This is a genomic window from Streptomyces fulvoviolaceus (assembly GCF_000718165.1).
In the GTDB taxonomy this organism is placed as follows: Bacteria; Actinomycetota; Actinomycetes; order Streptomycetales; family Streptomycetaceae; genus Streptomyces; species Streptomyces fulvoviolaceus.
The window spans coordinates 51460-70878 of record NZ_JOEY01000003.1 but is presented as its reverse complement, the minus strand read 5'-3'; the positions used below and the strand labels follow the sequence as shown (position 1 = coordinate 70878).

Here is a 19419-nt window from a genome sequence, read left to right as displayed (position 1 = left end):
TGCCAGGCTGCTCTGACAGCGCAGCCGCACGGCCCTGCCCACTGCGTCTCCGAAGTCACACGAAGTCTCATGTTCACGGCCGCCCGGTGGCGGTTAGGTTCGGGGTCATGGAGAACGTACTCCGCCCGCTGATCGTGATCGGCGGCTCGGTCGTCCTCACGCTGCTCATCGGCTGGGCCACCGACCGTCTGCTGCGCAAGGCCGACGAACGGCACGGCGAGACCCCGCTGTGGGGTCTGCTGCGCCGGGGCCGCATCCCGTACCAGCTCGTGCTGTGCGCGGCCATGCTCAGAGGGTCGTACGACGAGACGAAGGTGCTGGAGACCCACAAGGTCGCCATCGGCCGGGTTCTGACGCTGGTCCTGATCGGGGCGGCCGCCTGGCTGGTGATCCGGATCACCAGCGCCATAGTCGAGACGACGTACACCCGCTACGCGCGCGTGCACCGTGACCCTGCCCGGGTCCGGCGCGTCCGCACCCAGGTGTCGCTGATCGTGCGGGTGGTCTCCGCGGTCGTCGGCGTGGTGGCCGTGGCCGCGATGCTGCTGACCTTCCCTGCGATGCGCGCGGCCGGCGCCTCGCTGCTGGCCTCGGCCGGAATCCTCGGCATCGTCGCCGGTGTAGCCGCCCAGTCCACGCTGAGCAACATGTTCGCCGGGCTGCAGATCGCCTTCGGCGACATGGTGCGCATCGGCGACACGGTGGTGGTGGACGGGGAGTGGGGCACCGTCGAGGAGATCACACTGACGTTCCTGACGGTGCGGACGTGGGACGAGCGGCGGATCACCATGCCGGTCTCGTACTTCACGTCCAAGCCCTTCGAGAACTGGTCGCGTGGCGGCGTCGAGATGACCGGCATCGTCTACTGGCACGTCGACCACTCCGCACCGCTGGACGCAATGCGCGACAAGCTGCGCGACATCCTGCGCGAGTGCCCGGCCTGGGACGGCCGCGCCTACGGGCTCGACGTCACGGACAGCACCCCCAACACCATGCAGGTACGGGCCCTGGTCACCGCCCACGACGCCGACGACATCTGGAAGGTGCGGGTCACGGTCCGCGAGCAGATGATCCGCTGGCTGTCCGAGGAGCACCCGCACGCCCTCCCCCGCGTCAACACGGCGGACGCGGTTCTGCCGCAGAGCCGCGGCAACGGCCGCCCCGCCTCCTCCGACCGTGCCGCCGCGCGGCGCGCGTACGAGCCGGGGACGGGACGGAGCTGACCGTCACTGGCCGCGCTCGGCACCACCGTTGACCTGGATGACCTGCGAGGTGACGTGCCCGGCGCCCGGGGAGGCCAGCCAGTGCAGCGTGGCCGCGATGTCCCCGGGCGTCCCGGCGCGCCCGGTCGAGGTCTCGCCGATGAGCCGCGCACGCCGGGCCGGGTCGATCGCGGCGCCGAAGAACCCGGTCTCCTCGACATAGCCGGGCGCGACCACGTTCACGGTGATCCCGCGCGGACCGAGGTCCCGGGCCAGGTCATGGGCGTACGGATGCAGCCCCGCCTTGGCCGCCGCGTACGCCCCGCTCCCGGACCCCCGGTAGGCGGCGATGGAGCTGACGAACAGCACCCGCCCACCGGGCTCGGCGAGCCGGTCCTTGAGCCCCTCGGTGAGCAGCGCGGCGGTCAGGACGTTGATCCGGAAGTTGACGGTCCAGTTGTGGGCGACGGCGTCGAGCGGATCGTCGCTCTCGGCCTTCGGCTCCAACTGCCCGGCACCCCCCGCACTGTTGATCAGCACGTCCACGGTCCCGAGCTCCCGTGCCACGAAGTCGACGACCCCACGCACCTCGCCCGGCTCGCTGAGATCGGCGGCGTAGGTCAACGCCCCCGGCACACCGGCCTTCTCCAGCACCTCGGCCCGCCGCCCGAGCAGCAGAACCCGATCCCCGTCCCCGGCGAAGACGTTCGCCGCCGCGAGCCCAATTCCCGTACCGCCACCACTGATCACAACGTTGCGAGCCATGCTCAGATCCTACGAAGGGCCGGCCGCGCAGTCGTTGGCCTTTACATGATTGCCATGGGACCGGCAGATCAACGCAAGCTGCGTACGTCGAGGTGCCGCAGCACCCGGTCCACCACCTCAGGATCCGCCCCGGGCTCACTCCGCGCCGCCAGCACCTCGTGCCGGGCCGCGCTCATCATCTCGCCCTGGATCCGCCGGATCCGCTTCAGTCGGCGCGCCCGCTGCTGGTGCGCCTCCCGCCGTTCCTCGTCCCCCATGTCCGGGCTGATCCGCACACCGATGTCGAAGGCCCGCCGCAGCATCTGCTCGGACAGCTCATCCGGCAGCTCCTCGACCTCCTCGATCTCCCGGAGCCTGCGCTTGGCGGCCTTGGCGGCCCGGATCGCCAGCGCCTTCTCGAACTCCTGCTCCCGCTCGGTGTCGGCCCGCACACCGAGCCGTTTCACCAGCCACGGCAGGGTCAGCCCCTGCAGCACGAGCGTGGCCATGATGACCCCGAACGCGATGAACACGATCTCGTCCCGGTCGGGAAAGGCCGACCCCTCGTCGGTCTTCAACGGAATCGCCAGCGCCAGCGCCACGGAGGCCACCCCGCGCATCCCCGACCACCACATGACGACGGTCTCCCGCCAGGTCATCGGGATCTCCTCGTCGTAGTCCTGCTTCGCGTGCAGCCGCTTGGCGACCCAGGTCGCGGGCAGCAGCCACACCAGCCGTACGAGTACGACGACTCCCACGATCGCGGCCGCCCAGCCGAGCATCTCCCCCCACCGCCCGGACGCCGTACGGATCGCGTTGTGCAGTTCAAGGCCGATCAGCCCGAACGCCACGCCCGTGACCAGCGTGTCGACGATGTCCCAGAAGGTGTGCCCGGCGAGCCGGGTCAGCACGTCGTCGGCGTCGGTGGCGTACTCGGCGAGGAACAGCGCGGTGGTGAGCACGGCGAGCACTCCGGACCCGTGCAGCTCCTCGGCCAGCACATAGGAGGCGTACGGCACGAGGAGCGTCAGCCCGATCTGCAGCGTCGCGTCGTCCAGCAGGTCCATCAGCTTGTTGGCGCCCCACCCCAGCGCCACCCCGACGACCACCGCGACCACCGCGGACAGCACGAGGTCGAGGCCGGCCCGCCACGGCGAGAACGTCCCGCTCAAGGCGGCGGCGATCGCCACGTTGTACAGCACGATCGCCGTCACGTCGTTGAAGAGCCCCTCGCCCTCCAGGATCGACACCAGCCGCCGCGGCAGCCCGAGTTGCCCGGCGACGGCGGTCGCCGCGACCGGATCGGGCGGCGCGACCAGCGCACCCAGCGCCACCGCGGCGGCGATCGGCAGCCCCGGCACGATCGAGTGGGCGACGACCGCCACGCACAGGGTGGTGACGAACACCAGCGCCACGGCGAGCAGGAAGATCGGCCGGATGTTGGCCGTGAACTGCCGCCAGGAGGTACGCCGTACGGCCGCGTACAGCAGCGGCGGCAACAGCAGGGGCAGGATCAGCTCCGGCGGGATGTCGACGTTCGGCACGAAGTCGAGCACCGCCAGGACGATCCCGAGGATCGTCATCAGCACGGGCGCGGGCAGCCCCAGCCGGTCCCCCACAGGGACGCTGATCACGGCCCCGAGCAACAGCACGAACAACAGGGCCAGCTGATCCACGGTCAGTACTCCGGCGAGATCTAGACGTTCACAGGGCGGACCTCAAGCCTGCCACGCCGCTGTTCCCACCAGCCTGTTCCGCACCCTCGGCTACAGAGCGCGCCGCATCGCCCGGTGCGGTATCCCCGCATCCGGGAACTCCGGCCCGTACGCCACGTACCCCAGCCGCTCGTAGAACCCCAGGGCGTGCGTCTGCGCGTGCAGGTCCACCGCGGCGAGCCCACGCGCGCGTGCCGCGTCCTCGATGGCCCGCACCAGGGCCACCCCGACGCCGAGCCCGCGCGCCGCCTTCGTCACGGCGAGGCGCCCCAGCGAGCCCACCGAGGGATCGCCGTCGGTCTTCGCCGCGGCCGCCTCGCCGTGAAGCAGCCGACCGGTCCCGAGCGGCAGCCCGTCCTCGCGGACCGCCAGCACATGGACGGCCACGGCGTCGTACGCGTCGTACTCCAGGTCCTCCGGCACGCCCTGCTCGCCGACGAAGACCTCCTTGCGCACCGCGAAGCCCGCCTCCAGGTCGGCGGGGTCCTCGGCGACGCGCACGACGTACGCGCGCGTGCTCACCCGTACGTCTCCTCGCGGACCTGGTCCAGCGCCTTCTGCAGGTCGGCCGGGTAGCCGCTCTCGAACTCGACCCACTCCCCGTCCCCGGGGTGCTCGAAGCCGAGGCGCACGGCGTGCAGCCACTGGCGGGTCAGGCCGAGCCGCTTGGCGAGCGTCGGGTCGGCGCCGTACGTCAGGTCGCCGACGCAGGGGTGCCGGTGGGCGGCCATGTGGACGCGGATCTGGTGGGTGCGGCCGGTCTCGAGCTTGACGTCGAGGAGGGAGGCCGCCCGGAACGCCTCGATGAGGTCGTAGTGCGTGACGGACGGCTTGCCCTCGGCCGTGACCGCCCACTTGTAGTCGTGGTTCGGGTGGCGGCCGATGGGCGCGTCGATGGTGCCGCTGGTCGGGTCCGGGTGGCCCTGGACGAGCGTGTGGTACCGCTTGTCGACCGTGCGCTCCTTGAACTGGCGCTTGAGCGAGGTGTACGCCCGCTCCGACTTGGCGACCGCCATCAGGCCGGACGTGCCCACGTCGAGGCGGTGCACGATGCCCTGGCGCTCGGCGGCACCGGAGGTCGAGATGCGGTAGCCGGCCGCCGCGAGGCCGCCGATGACCGTCGTCCCGGTCCAGCCCGGTGACGGGTGGGCCGCGACGCCGACCGGCTTGTCGATCACGACCACGTCATCGTCGTCGTACACGATCTCCATGCCCTCGACCGGCTCGGCGACGATCTGCACGGGCGCGGGCGCCTGCGGCATCTCCACCTCGAGCCAGGCACCCCCGTGCACCCGCTCGGACTTCCCGACCACCGACCCGTCGACCGCGACCTTCCCCGCGGCGGCGAGCTCGGCCGCCTTGGTACGGGAGAAGCCGAACATGCGGGAGATGGCGGCGTCGACGCGCTCGCCCTCCAGGCCGTCGGGCACGGGCAGGGTACGGATCTCGGGAACGGTGCTCACCCGTCGAGTATGCCGGACGGGTCGGACACTCTCGTACGAGAGTCCCAGGCCCCCAGCCCGGGGGACGGTCCCGTCAGTCCTTGTGGACGGTCCCGTCCGGGTCCAGCCCCTTGAAGGACAGCAGCACGATCAGGATGCCGCCGCACACGATCGCCGAGTCGGCGAGGTTGAAGACGGCGAAGTGCTTGGGCGCGATGAAGTCGACGACCGCGCCCTCGAAGACGCCCGGCGAGCGGAAGAGCCGGTCGGTGAGGTTGCCGAGCGCGCCGCCGAGCAGCAGGCCCAGCGCGATCGCCCAGGGCAGGCTGTAGAGCTTGCGGGCGAGGCGGGCGATCACCAGGATCACGGCGGCCGCGATCACCGTGAAGATCACGGTGAAGGCCTCGCCGAAGCCGAAGGCCGCGCCCGCGTTGCGGATCGCCTCGAACTTCAGCCAGTCCCCGATGATCTCGATCGGCTCATGGTGCTCCAGCTTGGCGACCACGATCATCTTGCTGATCAGGTCGAGGGCGTACGCGACGGCCGCGACCGCGAACAGCACGGCGATGCGCCGCTTGCCCCTGGGCCGCGCCTCGGCGCTCTCGGCGCTCCCCCGCCCGTCCGGACCGGAGTGCTGCTCCGGTTCCTCGGTCCCCGCCCCGTCCGGGGTGTCCGGCGTACCGATGATGCGCTCCGCCTCTGCCACGTGAGTCCCTCGACCTAGGTACCTGACTGAGGACGAGGGTACGACACGCCTCCGTGAGCCCTCAGTACCGGCGTTCCTGCTTCTGCTTGCACTCGACGCACAGGGTGGCCCGCGGGAAGGCCTGCATGCGGGCCTTGCCGATGGGGTTGCCGCAGTTCTCGCACAGGCCGTAGGTGCCGGCGTCGAGGCGCCCGAGGGCCCGCTCGGTCTGGATGAGCATCTCGCGTGCGTTGGCCGCGAGGGCCATCTCGCTCTCGCGCGTGATGTTCTTGGTGCCGGTGTCGGCCTGGTCGTCGCCCGCGCCGTCCCCGGAGTCCCGCATCAGGCCCACCAGGGACTGCTCGGACGTGGTGATCTCGGTGCGCAGCCGCAGCGCCTCGGCCGTCAGCTCCGCACGCGCCTCCGCGACCTCTTCCGGGGTCCACGGGTCCTCGCCGGGGCGCACCGCGAGCTCGCCGGGCACCGCCGCGGCGACCCGTGCCTTGGGAACGGCGGTCTTCGCCGCCGTGGCCGTGCCAGGAGTCTTCTTCGCAACCACCGTCGTGGCTCCCGTCTGCTTCGCGGCCTGCGCCGCGCCCGCCTTCTTGGCCGTGCTCTTCCTGCCCGCACTCGTCGTCTTGGAGGCGCTCTTCCGGGCAGCGGTCTTCTTCGCGGCCGCCGCCTTCTTGGCGACGGTCTTCCTGGCCGGTGCCTTCTTGGCGGCCGGTCTCTCGGCCCCCTCGACGGGCGCCGTGGCGGCCGACTTCTTCGTCGCGGTCTTCTTCGCGGCGGTCTTCTTCGTGGCCGTCCTCTTCGTGGCCGTCTTCTTCGTCGCCGCACCCAGCGTCTTCACCGCCTTGGCCGCGCGCGCCGCGGACGACGTCCCCTGCGTGCTCTTCTTCCCGCCCGCGTCCTTGGCCTCACCACCGGAGGCCCGGGCATGGGTGGATCTGCCGGACGCCGACTGCTGTTCGGCGGTCTTCTTCGCCACCATGCCGCGGCCCCTTCACATATTGTGATCTTGCTCGCGAATCGTGCTGGGACGATAAATCGACTCGAGTCCCGCGGCAACGGGGCGCACCGCCTGATTCGCCCGGCTCGCGCATATGACTCCGCAAGCCTGCATCCGTTGTGCCCAGCTCCCCGCCGGGTAATCCGCCGGGCAGCGCGTCCCGAAATCCGAACACGCGTACCGCTCCATTCGGGTCATCCGAGGCCCTGCGAAGCCCTCGGCCTCCGGCACCGGAAAACCGGTCGGCCGCTGTCCTCCCGGCGCCGTACACTGGGCGGAGCGAGAAGCGTGGATGGGGACGAGTAGCGACGTACGCAGCCCAGAGCGACCCGGGGTCGGTGGAAGCCCGGGGGCGAGCGCGACGTGAAGATCACCCCGGAGCCGCCGGAAGAAACCCCGTGAGGGGCGTTAGAACCGGCATCGCGACCCCAATGAGGGGGCTCACTGGTGTGCACGGCGCACCGGGGAGCCAAGGAGGGTGGTACCGCGGGAGCGCGCCGAAGACGGCGTACGACAGATCGTCGTGGCTCTCGTCCCTCCGGACGGAAGGCAGCAAGTCCGCCGGAGGAAGCTCGTTGAATACGCAGCCGCAGTACCGCCAGGTGCCCGCCCAGGTCGACCTGCCCGCGCTCGAGCACGCCGTGCTCGACTTCTGGCGCGAGCAGAAGATCTTCGCCAAGAGCCTGGAGCAGTCCGAGGGCCGCCCCGAGTGGGTGTTCTACGAGGGCCCGCCCACCGCCAACGGCATGCCGGGCGCCCACCACATCGAGGCACGCGTCTTCAAGGACGTCTTCCCCCGCTTCCGCACCATGCGCGGCTACCACGTGGCCCGCAAGGCCGGCTGGGACTGCCACGGCCTCCCGGTGGAGCTGGCGGTGGAGAAGGAGCTCGGCTTCTCCGGCAAGCAGGACATCGAGACGTACGGCATCGCGGAGTTCAACGCCAAGTGCCGCGAGTCGGTGACCCGCCACACCGACGCCTTCGAAGAGCTCACGACCCGCATGGGCTACTGGGCCGACCTCAACGACCCCTACCGCACGATGGACCCCGAGTACATCGAGTCGGTCTGGTGGTCGCTCAAGGAGATCTTCAACAAGGATCTGCTGGTCCAGGACCACCGCGTCGCCCCCTGGTGTCCGCGCTGCGGCACCGGCCTGTCCGACCACGAGCTGGCGCAGGGCTACGAGACGGTCGTGGACCCGTCCGTGTACGTCCGTTTCCCGCTCACCTCCGGTCCGCTGGCCGGCCAGGCCGCCCTCCTGGTGTGGACGACGACGCCCTGGACGCTGGTCTCCAACACCGCGGTCGCCGCGCACCCCGACGTCACCTACGTCGTCGCGACGAAGGGTCCAGAAGGCGCGGAGAAGCTCGTCGTCGCCGCGCCGCTCGTCGAGAAGGCACTCGGCGAGGGCTGGGAGACCACCGGCGAGACCTTCACCGGCGCCGAAATGGAGCGCTGGACCTATCAACGTCCGTTCGAGCTCGTGGAGTTCCCGGCCGAGGCCCACTACGTGGTGAACGCCGAGTACGTCACGACCGAGGACGGTACGGGCCTGGTCCACCAGTCCCCCGCCTTCGGTGAGGACGACCTCAAGGTCTGCCGCGCCTACGGCCTGCCCGTCGTGAACCCGGTCCGCCCGGACGGCACGTTCGAGGAGGACGTCCCCCTGGTCGGCGGCGTCTTCTTCAAGAAGGCGGACGAAAAGCTCACCGAGGACCTCCAGCAGCGCGGCCTCCTCTTCCGGCACATCCCGTACGAGCACAGCTACCCGCACTGCTGGCGCTGCCACACCGCGCTCCTCTACTACGCGCAGCCGTCCTGGTACATCCGCACCACGGCCATCAAGGACCGCCTCCTCCAGGAGAACGAGAACACCAACTGGTTCCCGGACACCGTCAAGCACGGCCGGTACGGCGACTGGCTGAACAACAACATCGACTGGGCGCTGTCCCGCAACCGCTACTGGGGCACCCCGCTGCCGATCTGGCGCTGCGAGGACGACCACCTCACCTGCGTCGGCTCACGCGCGGAGCTCACCGAGCTGACGGGCACCGACCAGTCCGAACTGGACCCGCACCGCCCGTACATCGACGACGTCACCTTCGCGTGCCCTCAGTGCGAGAAGACGGCCACGCGCGTGCCGGAGGTCATCGACGCCTGGTACGACTCGGGTTCGATGCCGTTCGCGCAGTGGGGCTACCCGTACCAGAACAAGGACGTGTTCGAGGCCCGCTACCCGGCGCAGTTCATCTGCGAGGCCATCGACCAGACCCGCGGCTGGTTCTACACAATGATGGCCGTCGGCACGCTGGTCTTCGACAAGTCGTCGTACGAGAACGTCGTGTGCCTCGGCCACATCCTCGCCGAGGACGGCCGCAAGATGTCCAAGCACCTGGGCAACACCCTGGAGCCGATCCCGCTGATGGACCAGCACGGCGCGGACGCGGTGCGCTGGTTCATGGCGGCCGGCGGCTCCCCGTGGGCGGCACGCCGCGTGGGCCACGGCACGATCCAGGAGGTGGTGCGCAAGACGCTCCTCACCTACTGGAACACGGTCGCCTTCCAGGCCCTGTACGCCCGCACCTCCAACTGGGCGCCCAGCGAGGCGGATCCGGCCCCGGCCGACCGCCCGGTCCTGGACCGCTGGCTGCTGTCCGAACTGCACGCGCTGACCGACCAGGTGACCCAGTCCCTGGAGTCGTACGACACCCAGCGCGCCGGCAAGCTGCTCTCGGCGTTCGTCGACGACCTGTCCAACTGGTACGTACGCCGGTCCCGTCGCCGCTTCTGGCAAGGCGACAAGGCGGCGCTGCGCACGCTGCACGAGGTCGTCGAGACGGTCACGAAGCTGATGGCCCCGCTGACCCCGTTCATCACCGAGCGGGTCTGGCAGGACCTGGTCGCGCCGGTGACCCCGGGCGCGCCGGAGTCGGTGCACCTGGCGACCTGGCCGGAGGCGGACCTCACCGCCATCGACCCGGAGCTGTCGAAGCAGATGGTTCTCGTACGGCGACTGGTGGAGCTGGGCCGTGCCACGCGCGCGGAGTCGGGCGTGAAGACGCGTCAGCCGCTCAAGCGCGCGCTGGTGGCGGTGACGGGCTTCGACTCCCTCAACCGCGAGTTGCACACGCAGATCACGGAGGAGCTGAACGTCGAGTCCCTGGCGTCACTGAGCGAGGTCGGCGGCTCCCTGGTGGACACCACGGCGAAGGCCAACTTCCGCGCCCTGGGCAAGCGTTTCGGCAAGCGCGTCCAGGACGTGGCGAAGGCGGTCGCGAACGCGGACGCGGCGGCGCTGTCCCTGGCCCTGCGCGAGGGCACGGCGTCGGTCGAGGTCGACGGTGAGACGATCACCCTCGCTCCGGACGAGGTGATCATCACGGAGACCCCGCGCGAGGGCTGGTCGGTGGCGTCCGACTCGGGCGCGACGGTGGCGCTGGACCTGGAGATCACGGAGGAACTCCGTCAGGCTGGCCTGGCCCGTGACGCCATCCGCCTGATCCAGGAGGCCCGCAAGAACAGCGGCCTCGACGTGGCCGACCGCATCGCCCTGCGCTGGACGTCCACGGACCCGGCGGTGATCGCGGCGCTCACCGAGCACGCGAGCCTGATCGCCGACGAGGTCCTGGCGACGGACTTCGCCCAGGGCGAGGCGGACGACTCCTACGGCGAGCCGTTCACGGACGAGGGCCTGTCCCTGACGTTCTGCCTCCGCAAGGCATAGCCGCACCAGCACGAAGGCCCGGCCCCCGAGCGGTGGCCGGGCCTTCTGCATGCCGCCGTAGTTACGGGCAGTCGTGCGGGTGCGGGCCGGTGGGGGCTGGTCGCGCAGTTCCCCGCGCCCCTAGGTTGGCTCAGCTGCGGGCAGTCGTGCCGCTGGGGCGGCTCCCGACCCACAGAAGCGGCACCCCGCAAGCGCGGGCGAGCGAAACCCACCCCCGCCCAGCCCCCACCCCGGGCACCGACAAAAGGGCGGGGCCCCGGATAAAAACCCGGGGCCCCGCCCTGAACGCTGCCGACGCCTAAGGCGTACTACAGGCCGTCAGTTGTCGTCCTCGTCGATGAGAAACCCGCGCATCGGCGAGGGAGCCTGGCCCATCGGACCCGGGCCCTGCGGACGCACCGGCGCCATCGGCTGGGTCATGGCCGGAGACATCTGCTGCTGACCGCCGTAGGACGGGGCAGCCGGGGCCGGGCCACCGCCCATGCCGCCGGGGTTGCCACCGTACGACGGGGCGCTCGCGCCGGCCGGAGCCATCGAGGGCGCCGGGGACGGCGGCAGCGACGCGGTCGCAGGCGTACGCGGCGGGGCCAGCGAGTCGTCGGCCTGGGTCTCCAGCTGACGCAGCTGCGACTCCAGGTAGGACTTCAGCCGCGTGCGGTACTCGCGCTCGAAGCCGCGCAGGTCCTCGACCTTGCGCTCCAGCGTGGCGCGGGCGGACTCCAGGGAGCCCATCGCGACGCGGTGCTTCTCCTGCGCGTCCCGCTCCAGGGCATCGGCCTTGGCACGGGCGTCACGCTCGAGACCCTCGGCACGCGAACGCGCCTCGCCGACAATCTTGTTGGCCTCGGAACGAGCCTCGGCGATCGCCTGGTCGGCGGTCTGCTGGGCCAGCGAGAGGACACGGGCGGCACTGTCGCCACCGGGGCCCTGACCGGGGCCGCCCATCGGACCACCCATGGGGCCGCCCATCGGGCCACCCATCTGCTGCTGCATGGGGGGCTGGCCACCCATGGGGCCCTGGCCCATCGGACCCTGACCCATCGGGCCGGGACCCTGCGGGCCGCCCTGGCCGCCACTGGGACCGGCGGGCAGCTGCGGCGCACCGCTCGGCAGCTGGGGCGGGCCACCCATGGGGCCACCCATCTGCTGCTGCGGCGGGCCAGATATACCGGCCGGCACCGGGCCGCCGGGGCCGCGCATGCCCTGCTGCGGCATGCCCTGCGGGGGCATACCCTGCTGCTGTTGCTGGTCCTGCTGCTCGGGGGGCTTGCGCATGTTCTGCTGGTTCTGGGCAGCAGCACGCGTGGCCGCGGCCAGCTTGGCGCGCAGGTCCTCGTTCTCGCGGAGCAGGCGGGTCAGTTCGGCTTCGACCTCATCGAGGAAGGCATCGACCTCGTCCTCGTCATAGCCTTCTCGGAGGCGGACGGTCGTGAACTGCTTGTTCCGCACGTCCTCGGGGGTCAACGGCATCTCTTCACCTCAACGTAGTCGTCGGCATTCGGCAAGACCGTATCGTTCACAGCCGGCTCACGACGGAGATCAGGATGTAGACGATGATCATCAGTACGAAGAAGGACAGGTCGAGCGCCACGCCCCCGAGACGCAACGGCGGGATGAACCGCCGCAGAAGCTTGAGCGGTGGATCAGTGACAGTGTAGGTGGCCTCCAGAACGACCACCATCGCCTTGCCAGGTTGCCACGAGCGGGCGAACTGGAAGACGTAGTCCATGACCAACCGGAAGATGAGCACGATGAGGAAGCACATCAGCGCGATGTAGATGACATCCAGGACCACGCTCATTACTGGTGCTTCCCTCTCCCCTGTTTCCGTGCTGCTGGGTACTACTTGTACTGCTGTTTCCGGTCGTGTGTCTCAGCTCTGGTTGAAGAACCCGCCCTCTGCGATGCGGGCCTTGTCCTCCGCCGTGACATCGACGTTAGCAGGCGACAACAGGAACACCTTCTGCGTCACCCGCTCGATGCTGCCGTGAAGACCAAACACCAAACCGGCCGCAAAGTCGACAAGTCGCTTGGCGTCTGTGTCATCCATCTCAGTCAGATTCATGATCACCGGGGTGCCCTCACGGAAGTGTTCCCCGATGGTACGGGCCTCGTTGTAGGTCCGGGGGTGAAGTGTGGTGATCCGGTAAGGCTCTCGTTCCGACACGACCTTGGGCATGATCACCGGTGCGTTCTTCTCCAGGCTTGCGCGTTCTTGTGTGATGGATGCCACGGGCGCAATGCGCGCCGGACGCCCGGATTCCGCAGTTAGCGAAGCGGATCGGGGCACCGAGTCGCGCGGCATCGAAGGCTGCACCACTCGCACCGATTCGTCCCTTTCGGGCCGAAGTTCCTGATGGGACTGGTGCAAGCCGTGCGACTGGTGCGACGGCTCGTGCCGTCGACGGTCGCGCTCGGGCTCCGGGTCCAGTTCAGGTTCGAAGTCGTCGTCGGGATCGAAACCGCGGCCGTCGTACCCATCGTCCTCCACGAGGCCGAGGTAGACCGCCATCTTGCGCATCGCGCCGGCCATGCTCTGAGTCCTCCGCTCTGTGGTGGATCGACTGACGACTGCCAAGTGCCCGCGATCCACGAGGTCGTTATGCCCGCCAATCGGCGGAAATGACCATATTTTCTGCTGTGGTCCGACTTCCTGGCGACGTTACCCGAGCCTGGGGCGGACTCCGAGTACCGAGGTACCGACGCGCACATGTGTCGCCCCGGCCGCCACGGCCTGTTCGAGGTCCGCACTCATCCCTGCCGAGACCATGTTCGCAGCCGGATGGGCTCGGCGCAGGTCGGTCGACAAATCCATCAACCGCTCGAACGCCGCCTGTTCGCGTCCCGCGTACTCCCCGGTGAGCGGAGCGACGGTCATCAGGCCGTCGAGCCGCAGCCCCGGAGCGTCCGCCACGAGGTCCGCCAACTCCTCGATTCCGCCTGGCCCCACGCCTCCTCGCTCGCCCCGTCCGGTCACTCCCGCATCGAGCGCGACCTGGATGAGACACCCGACTTCTCGCTCGGCCCGTACGGCCTCCTTCGAGAGGACCGTCACCACCTTCGAACGATCGACGGACTGCACGAGATCCGCGTAACCGACCACGGATCGCACTTTGTTGGTCTGCAACTGACCGACAAAGTGCCAAGTAAGCGGCAGATCCGAGCATTCGGCGGCCTTGGGGGCCGCGTCCTGATCCTTGTTCTCGGCGACGTGGCGCACACCGAGTTCCGACAGCATCCGCACATCGCTCGCAGGGTAGGTCTTGGTCACCACGATGAGGGTCACCTCCTCGCGCTTGCGCCCAGCGGCCGCGCACGCGGCGGCGATGCGCTCCTCCACCTTCGCCAGGTTTCCGGCGAGTTCGTCCTTACGGTCCGTCATGCCCCATCAGTCCAACCAGACATATCCCGCGAGTCGCCCCGTGGTGCGATCGCGGCGGTATGAGAAGTGGTCGCCCGACTCGAGCGTGCACACCGGCGACTGCTCCCGGTCGCGTACCCCGAGCCGTTCGAGCTGCGCGTGCACCCCCGCGGTCACGTCGACCGCCTCAGTGCCCCAACTCGTCTCGGCGTGTGCCGCCGGTTCGACGGCGGCCACCTCGGCGCGCATCGCCTCCGGCACTTCGTAGCACCGGCCGCAGACGGCGGGTCCGGTGCGGACGACGATCCGGGAGGGCTCCGCGCCGAGTTCGGTCATGGCCCGTACGGCGGCGGGGACGACCCCCGCGACCATGCCGGGCCGGCCCGCGTGGGCCGCGGCGGCGATCCCCGCGACCGGGTCGGCGAGCAGGACAGGAGTGCAGTCGGCGGTGAGGACAGCGAGGGCGAGTCCGCGGCGGGCGGTGACGATCGCGTCGACCTCCGGCACCGGCTCGGCTCCCCAGGGCTCGTCGAGCACGGCCACGTCCGCCCCGTGCACCTGGTTCATCCAGACCACCTGAGCCGGGTCGAGGCCCAGGGACTTGGCGGCCAGCTCACGATTGGTCCGCACGGCCTCGGCGTCGTCGCCGACGGCCCCGCCGAGGTTGAGCTCCTCATACGGAGCGGCGCTCACCCCGCCCCACCGGTCGGTGAAGGCGAAGTGCGCGCCGCTCACGCTCTCGCGCTGTCCTATCACTTCAGGAAGTCCGGCACGTCCAGTTCCTCGGCCGCACTGTCCGAGTAGCTCCGCGACGGCGGGACCGGCGGGGCGACCGGGAGGTCGGCGGCCGGCTCGGGCGCGGGCTCCAGGTCCTCCTTCGGCGTGACGCTGCCGAGCGAGCCGAAGCTCGGACGGCTCTCGGTCTGCCGTACCGGGGTGGGCTCGTCGCGGCGGGTCGAGGCCGAGGACGACCCGAGGGTCTCCCGGCGGGTCGGAGGCTGCCCCCCGTCGAAGCCGGCCGCGATCACGGTGACCCGCACCTCGTCGCCGAGGGCGTCGTCGATGACCGCGCCGAAGATGATGTTGGCCTCGGGGTGGGCGGCCTCGCTGACCAGCTGGGCGGCCTCGTTGATCTCGAACAGGCCGAGGTCGGAGCCGCCGGAGATGGAGAGCAGGACGCCCCGGGCGCCGTCGATGGAGGCCTCCAGGAGCGGCGAGGAGATCGCCATCTCGGCGGCGGCCACCGCACGGTCGTCGCCGCGGGCCGAGCCGATGCCCATGAGGGCCGAACCGGCCTCGGACATGACCGACTTGACGTCGGCGAAGTCGAGGTTGATCAGACCCGGCGTGGTGATCAGGTCGGTGATGCCCTGGACACCGGAGAGCAGGACCTGGTCGGCCGACTTGAAGGCGTCGAGGACCGAGACCTGGCGGTCCGAGATGGACAGCAGCCGGTCGTTCGGGATGACGATGAGGGTGTCGACCTCTTCGCGGAGTTCGGCGATGCCGTCCTCGGCCTGGTTGGCGCGGCGCCGTCCCTCGAAGGTGAACGGGCGCGTGACCACGCCGATGGTGAGGGCGCCCAGGGTGCGGGCGATGTTGGCCACGACGGGCGCGCCGCCGGTTCCGGTGCCGCCACCCTCGCCGGCCGTCACGAAGACCATGTCGGCCCCCTTGAGGACCTCCTCGATCTCCTCGCGGTGGTCCTCGGCGGCCTTGCGGCCGACGGCCGGGTTGGCTCCGGCGCCGAGTCCGCGGGTGAGTTCGCGGCCGACGTCGAGTTTGACGTCGGCGTCGCTCATCAACAGCGCCTGCGCGTCGGTGTTGATGGCGATGAACTCGACGCCCTTGAGACCGACCTCGATCATCCGGTTGATGGCATTGACACCACCGCCGCCGACACCGATGACTTTGATGACTGCGAGGTAGTTCTGCGGTGCTGCCACGTCGAAGGCCTCTCGCCTCGAGTTACGTGTCGCCTTCTCGCGGCGGGGCCGCGATCCGACGACTGATGCCGATTGGGACGGTCCGTATCGCCGACCCGAACCCTAACGTTGAAGTTTAGGGTTACCAGTGTGTCTGTTCCCTGGAGTCTTCTGAACAGGACACTAAGTCGACAAGTGGCGCACGTTCAACGAACACGCCGAACCTCCCGTTTTTCTTTTCACCCTATGTGATCAGCCATAGCAGTGCCCAACCAGGGTGCTGGCCTGCGCTGATGTGCGTCAACTCCCTGATGACGCAGGGGCGGTGGGAACGCTGACGTCGAAGTGCCGCGCATCGGGGGCCGCTTTCATGAGAGCGGCGAGCGTACGGGCCTTGGCGGCGCCCTTCTCGCTGCTCCCCCAGGCGACGGTCCGGTCACCGTTCAACTCCAGCGAGATGTCGTCGTAGGAACGCACCTTGACGACCAGGGTGTCCTTCGCGACGGCGGCCGGAATGGCACCGGCGACGCGCACCGCCTCGCGCACCAGTCGGTCCTCGTCGAAACGGCGCAGGCTCGCGGCGCGCGAGCCCGGCTGGGAGAGCGTCAATTCCAGTGCGGGCACGCCTTTCGGCGCCTCGGAAACCGTGGCGAATCGGACACCTTCATCGTCCACTTCGACAAAGTTTCCGCCCTTTTGAACAAGCAGAACCGGAGTCCGCTCAGTCACTTTCAGTCCGATTCCATGCGGCCAGGAACGGGCGACGTCAACCGCGTCAATTCGGGGCAATTTCCGGCGCAGACGTGCCTCAATCGCATCGGTGTCGACGGAAATCAACGGCGCCCCGACCGGTACGTCGGCGGCCTCGAGCACCTGAGCCGGAGTCAGCACCCGGGTCCCCGAGACCGATACGCGTTCAACGCGCAGCCACTGGGAGCCGTACAACACCCAGACGGAACCCGCCGAGAGGAGCACGAGCACCACGGCAAGGATGATGATCGTACGAAGTCGGGGTGCCCTGAGCCGCCGGGCGGGGGGCGGGTCGGACGACTCCTGCTGGCGTTCACCGCGCTCGGCGGTCGTCGGTCCGGCCACGCTCCCTGCCCTCCGTACCTGGGTCCTAACGTCGGTGCGAGGCGATCGCCTCGTACACCATGCCGACGAGCAGCTCGTCGGCGTCCCGGCGGCCGAACTCGGCGGCGGCGCGGGACATCTCGTACAGCCGGTGCGGGTCGGCGAGCACGGGCAGGACGTGACCCCGCACCCAGTCGGGCGTCAGTTCCGCGTCGTCGACCAGCAGTCCGCCGCCGGCCTTCACCAGCGGCTGGGCGTTCAGCCGCTGTTCGCCGTTGCCGATGGGCAGCGGGACATAGGCGGCCGGGAGCCCGACGGCGGAGAGTTCGGCGACGGTCATCGCGCCCGCGCGGCAGAGCATCATGTCGGCCGCGGCGTACGCGAGGTCCATCCGGTCCAGGTAACTTACCGGGAGATACGGGGGCATCCCCGGCATCTGCTGCACCTGCGGCAGTTCGTTCTTCGGGCCGACCGCGTGCAGGATCTGGATCCCGGCCTGCTGCAGCCAGGGCGCGACCTGCTGGACGACCTCGTTGAGGCGCCGGGCGCCCTGCGAGCCGCCGGAGACCAGCAGCGTCGGCAGGTTGGGGTCGAGGCCGAACATCGCGCGGGCCTCGGGGCGGGCGGCGGCCCGGTCCAGCGTGGCGATGGAGTGGCGCAGCGGGATGCCGATGTAGCGGGAGTTGCGGAGCTTGCTGTCCGGCGTGGCGACGGCGACCTGGGCGGCGTACCGGGAGCCGATCTTGTTTGCGAGGCCCGGGCGGGCGTTCGCCTCGTGGACCACGATCGGCACGCCGAGGCGCTTGGCGGCGAGATAACCGGGCAGGGCCACGTACCCGCCGAAGCCGACGACCGCGTCGGCCTTGGTGCGCTCCAGGATCTGCTCGGTGGCCTTGATCGTGCCGCGCAGCCGTCCCGGGACGGTGATCAGCTCGGGAGTGGGCTTACGGGGCAGGGGCACGGCGGGGATCAGAGCGAGCTCGTAGCCCCGCTGCGGGACGAGCTTGGTCTCCAGGCCCCGCTCCGTGCCCAGGGCCGTGATTCCCACGGATGGGTCCTGCCTGCGCAGGGCGTCCGCGAGGGCGAGCGCGGGCTCGATGTGGCCGGCGGTCCCCCCACCGGCGAGTACGACATGCACCGAAATTCACCGCTCTCCGGACGAACGCGCCTCCGAGGCACGCCGTCGCATCGTGTTCCATCTCCGAGGCCCCCGTGCCGGCACGGCGCCTCCCGCCCGCTTTCTACCAAAGCGGGGTTGCCGCAGAGAAAGCGCCGCCCGCGCACCGGGTTCCTCACGCGCGAAGGCGATCAGCAACCCGATGGCGAACATGGTCGGCAGCAGGGCGGAGCCCCCGTAGGAGAACAGCGGGAGGGGGACGCCGGCGATCGGCAGCAGACCGAGCACCGCACCGATGTTGATCACCGCCTGAGCGGTGATCCAGGTGGTCACACCTCCCGCGGCATACCTCACGAAGGGGTCCTCCGTGCGTCCGGCCACGCGGATACCCGCATAGCCTAGAGCCGCGAAGAGAGCGAGTACCGACAGCGTCCCCGCGAGGCCCAGTTCCTCACCGGTGACGGCGAAGATGAAGTCGGTGTGGGCTTCGGGGAGTTGGCCCCATTTTTCCACACTCGCACCGAGCCCGGAGCCAAAGATTCCGCCGGAGGCGAGCGCGTAGATCCCGTGGACGGCCTGCCAGCAGTCGGCGGCGCCCGCGCGGGGCTCGGTGGCGCCGATGCAGGCGAGCCGGGCCATGCGGTTAGGGCTGGTCTTGATCAGGATGAACCCGAGCGTGGCGGCGATCGAGAGCACGCCGACGAACAGCCGGGTCGGCGCCCCCGCCAGCCACAGCAGGCCGAACAGGATCGCCGTCAGGATGATCGCCGTACCCATGTCGCCGCCGAGCATGATCAGCCCGAGCAGCATGAAGGCGACCGGGACGAGCGGCACCAGCATGTGCTTCCACTGGGTCAGCAGCTTCTTGTCCTGCTTGCGGGCGAGCAGGTCGGCGGCCCACAGCACCAGCGCGAGCTTGCCGAACTCGCTGGGCTGGATCTGGAAGGAGCCGCCGAGCGAGATCCAGTTCTGGTTGCCGTTGACCGACATCCCTATCCCCGGCACCTGGACCAGGGCCATCAGGAAGACCGCGCCCGCCAGGATCGGGTAGGCCAGCGCCCGGTGCAGCTTCACCGGCATCCGGGAGGCGGCCAGCAGCAGCACTCCGCCGATGACGGCGGCGAGGAGCTGCTTGCGGAAGAAGTAGGAGCCCGGCAGCGACATCTGCAGGGCCGTGATCTGGGAGGCCGAGTAGACCATCACCAGTCCGAGCACGGTGATCAGCAGGCTGCCGCCGAGGATCAGGTAGTACGCGGTCAGCGGCCGGTCCCAGGCGCGGCGGGCGTTCAGGTACAGCCGGAGGATCGCGTTCTCGCGCGACGGCCGGGGTGCGGCGGGCCGGGCGGTCCGCCGCTGCACGGGCGGCCGTCCGGTACGGCTACCGGGCATCGCAGACCTCAATGTACGTCGACCTCGA

At 69.9% G+C, this 19419-nt stretch carries 17 protein-coding genes; 2 read left to right on the top strand and 15 right to left on the bottom strand.

Annotated features, from left to right (window positions below):
* The first annotated feature begins 107 nt into the window (after positions 1–107).
* A complete protein-coding gene (locus IG08_RS0104170) occupies positions 108–1223 on the top strand; it encodes a mechanosensitive ion channel family protein (protein ID WP_030596392.1) in 1116 nt (371 codons plus the stop codon).
* Between the two features lie 3 nt (positions 1224–1226).
* On the opposite strand, the gene IG08_RS0104165 is transcribed toward IG08_RS0104170, so the two are convergent.
* The 6 genes from IG08_RS0104165 to IG08_RS0104140 form a co-directional block, all read right to left on the bottom strand.
* Complete coding sequence (locus tag IG08_RS0104165) at positions 1227–1967, bottom strand: SDR family NAD(P)-dependent oxidoreductase (protein ID WP_030596389.1); 741 nt, start codon at positions 1965–1967, stop codon at positions 1227–1229.
* A 68-nt stretch (positions 1968–2035) separates the two neighbouring features.
* On the bottom strand, positions 2036–3622 hold the full coding sequence (locus IG08_RS0104160) for a Na+/H+ antiporter (RefSeq protein ID WP_030596388.1): 1587 nt from the start codon (positions 3620–3622) through the stop codon (positions 2036–2038).
* A gap of 90 nt (positions 3623–3712) precedes the next feature.
* Positions 3713–4183: a GNAT family N-acetyltransferase gene (locus IG08_RS0104155; RefSeq protein ID WP_030596385.1), complete on the bottom strand. Its 471-nt coding sequence runs from the start codon at positions 4181–4183 to the stop codon at positions 3713–3715.
* Complete coding sequence (locus IG08_RS0104150) at positions 4180–5124, bottom strand: RluA family pseudouridine synthase (protein ID WP_030596384.1); 945 nt, start codon at positions 5122–5124, stop codon at positions 4180–4182. The genes IG08_RS0104155 and IG08_RS0104150 overlap by 4 nt, the downstream gene beginning before the upstream one ends.
* A 73-nt stretch (positions 5125–5197) precedes the next feature.
* Positions 5198–5809: a signal peptidase II gene (gene lspA, locus IG08_RS0104145; protein WP_030596383.1), complete on the bottom strand. Its 612-nt coding sequence runs from the start codon at positions 5807–5809 to the stop codon at positions 5198–5200.
* 61 nt (positions 5810–5870) lie between these two features.
* On the bottom strand, positions 5871–6782 hold the full coding sequence (locus tag IG08_RS0104140; RefSeq protein WP_030596382.1) for a TraR/DksA family transcriptional regulator: 912 nt from the start codon (positions 6780–6782) through the stop codon (positions 5871–5873).
* 593 nt (positions 6783–7375) lie between these two features.
* Between IG08_RS0104140 and ileS the strand changes: the two genes are divergently transcribed.
* Complete coding sequence (gene ileS, locus IG08_RS0104135; RefSeq protein WP_030596381.1) at positions 7376–10525, top strand: isoleucine--tRNA ligase; 3150 nt, start codon at positions 7376–7378, stop codon at positions 10523–10525.
* 318 nt (positions 10526–10843) lie between these two features.
* Here the strand turns inward: ileS and IG08_RS0104130 are convergent, their stop codons facing one another.
* From IG08_RS0104130 to ftsW, 9 genes are all read right to left on the bottom strand, one after another.
* On the bottom strand, positions 10844–11995 hold the full coding sequence (locus IG08_RS0104130; protein ID WP_030596380.1) for a DivIVA domain-containing protein: 1152 nt from the start codon (positions 11993–11995) through the stop codon (positions 10844–10846).
* 46 nt (positions 11996–12041) lie between these two features.
* Positions 12042–12326, bottom strand: a complete 285-nt coding sequence (locus IG08_RS0104125) for a YggT family protein (protein WP_030596379.1) — start codon at positions 12324–12326, stop codon at positions 12042–12044.
* A gap of 72 nt (positions 12327–12398) precedes the next feature.
* The gene (locus tag IG08_RS0104120; protein ID WP_030596377.1) at positions 12399–13058 is read right to left on the bottom strand and encodes a cell division protein SepF; all 660 of its coding nucleotides are present in this window, start codon (positions 13056–13058) and stop codon (positions 12399–12401) included.
* 129 nt (positions 13059–13187) lie between these two features.
* On the bottom strand, positions 13188–13907 hold the full coding sequence (locus tag IG08_RS0104115) for a YggS family pyridoxal phosphate-dependent enzyme (protein WP_030596374.1): 720 nt from the start codon (positions 13905–13907) through the stop codon (positions 13188–13190).
* A gap of 6 nt (positions 13908–13913) precedes the next feature.
* The gene (pgeF, locus tag IG08_RS0104110) at positions 13914–14642 is read right to left on the bottom strand and encodes a peptidoglycan editing factor PgeF (RefSeq protein WP_030596373.1); all 729 of its coding nucleotides are present in this window, start codon (positions 14640–14642) and stop codon (positions 13914–13916) included.
* A complete protein-coding gene (ftsZ, locus tag IG08_RS0104105) occupies positions 14639–15832 on the bottom strand; it encodes a cell division protein FtsZ (RefSeq protein ID WP_030596371.1) in 1194 nt (397 codons plus the stop codon). The genes pgeF and ftsZ overlap by 4 nt, the downstream gene beginning before the upstream one ends.
* A gap of 279 nt (positions 15833–16111) precedes the next feature.
* A complete protein-coding gene (gene ftsQ / locus IG08_RS0104100; protein WP_030596368.1) occupies positions 16112–16906 on the bottom strand; it encodes a cell division protein FtsQ in 795 nt (264 codons plus the stop codon).
* A 25-nt stretch (positions 16907–16931) separates the two neighbouring features.
* Positions 16932–18023 carry an undecaprenyldiphospho-muramoylpentapeptide beta-N-acetylglucosaminyltransferase gene (murG, locus tag IG08_RS0104095; RefSeq protein ID WP_030596366.1) on the bottom strand — a complete coding sequence of 364 codons (1092 nt, stop codon included), beginning with the start codon at positions 18021–18023 and terminating at the stop codon, positions 16932–16934.
* Between the two features lie 6 nt (positions 18024–18029).
* Positions 18030–19391: a putative lipid II flippase FtsW gene (ftsW, locus tag IG08_RS0104090; RefSeq protein ID WP_030596364.1), complete on the bottom strand. Its 1362-nt coding sequence runs from the start codon at positions 19389–19391 to the stop codon at positions 18030–18032.
* Positions 19392–19419: the final 28 nt, after the last annotated feature.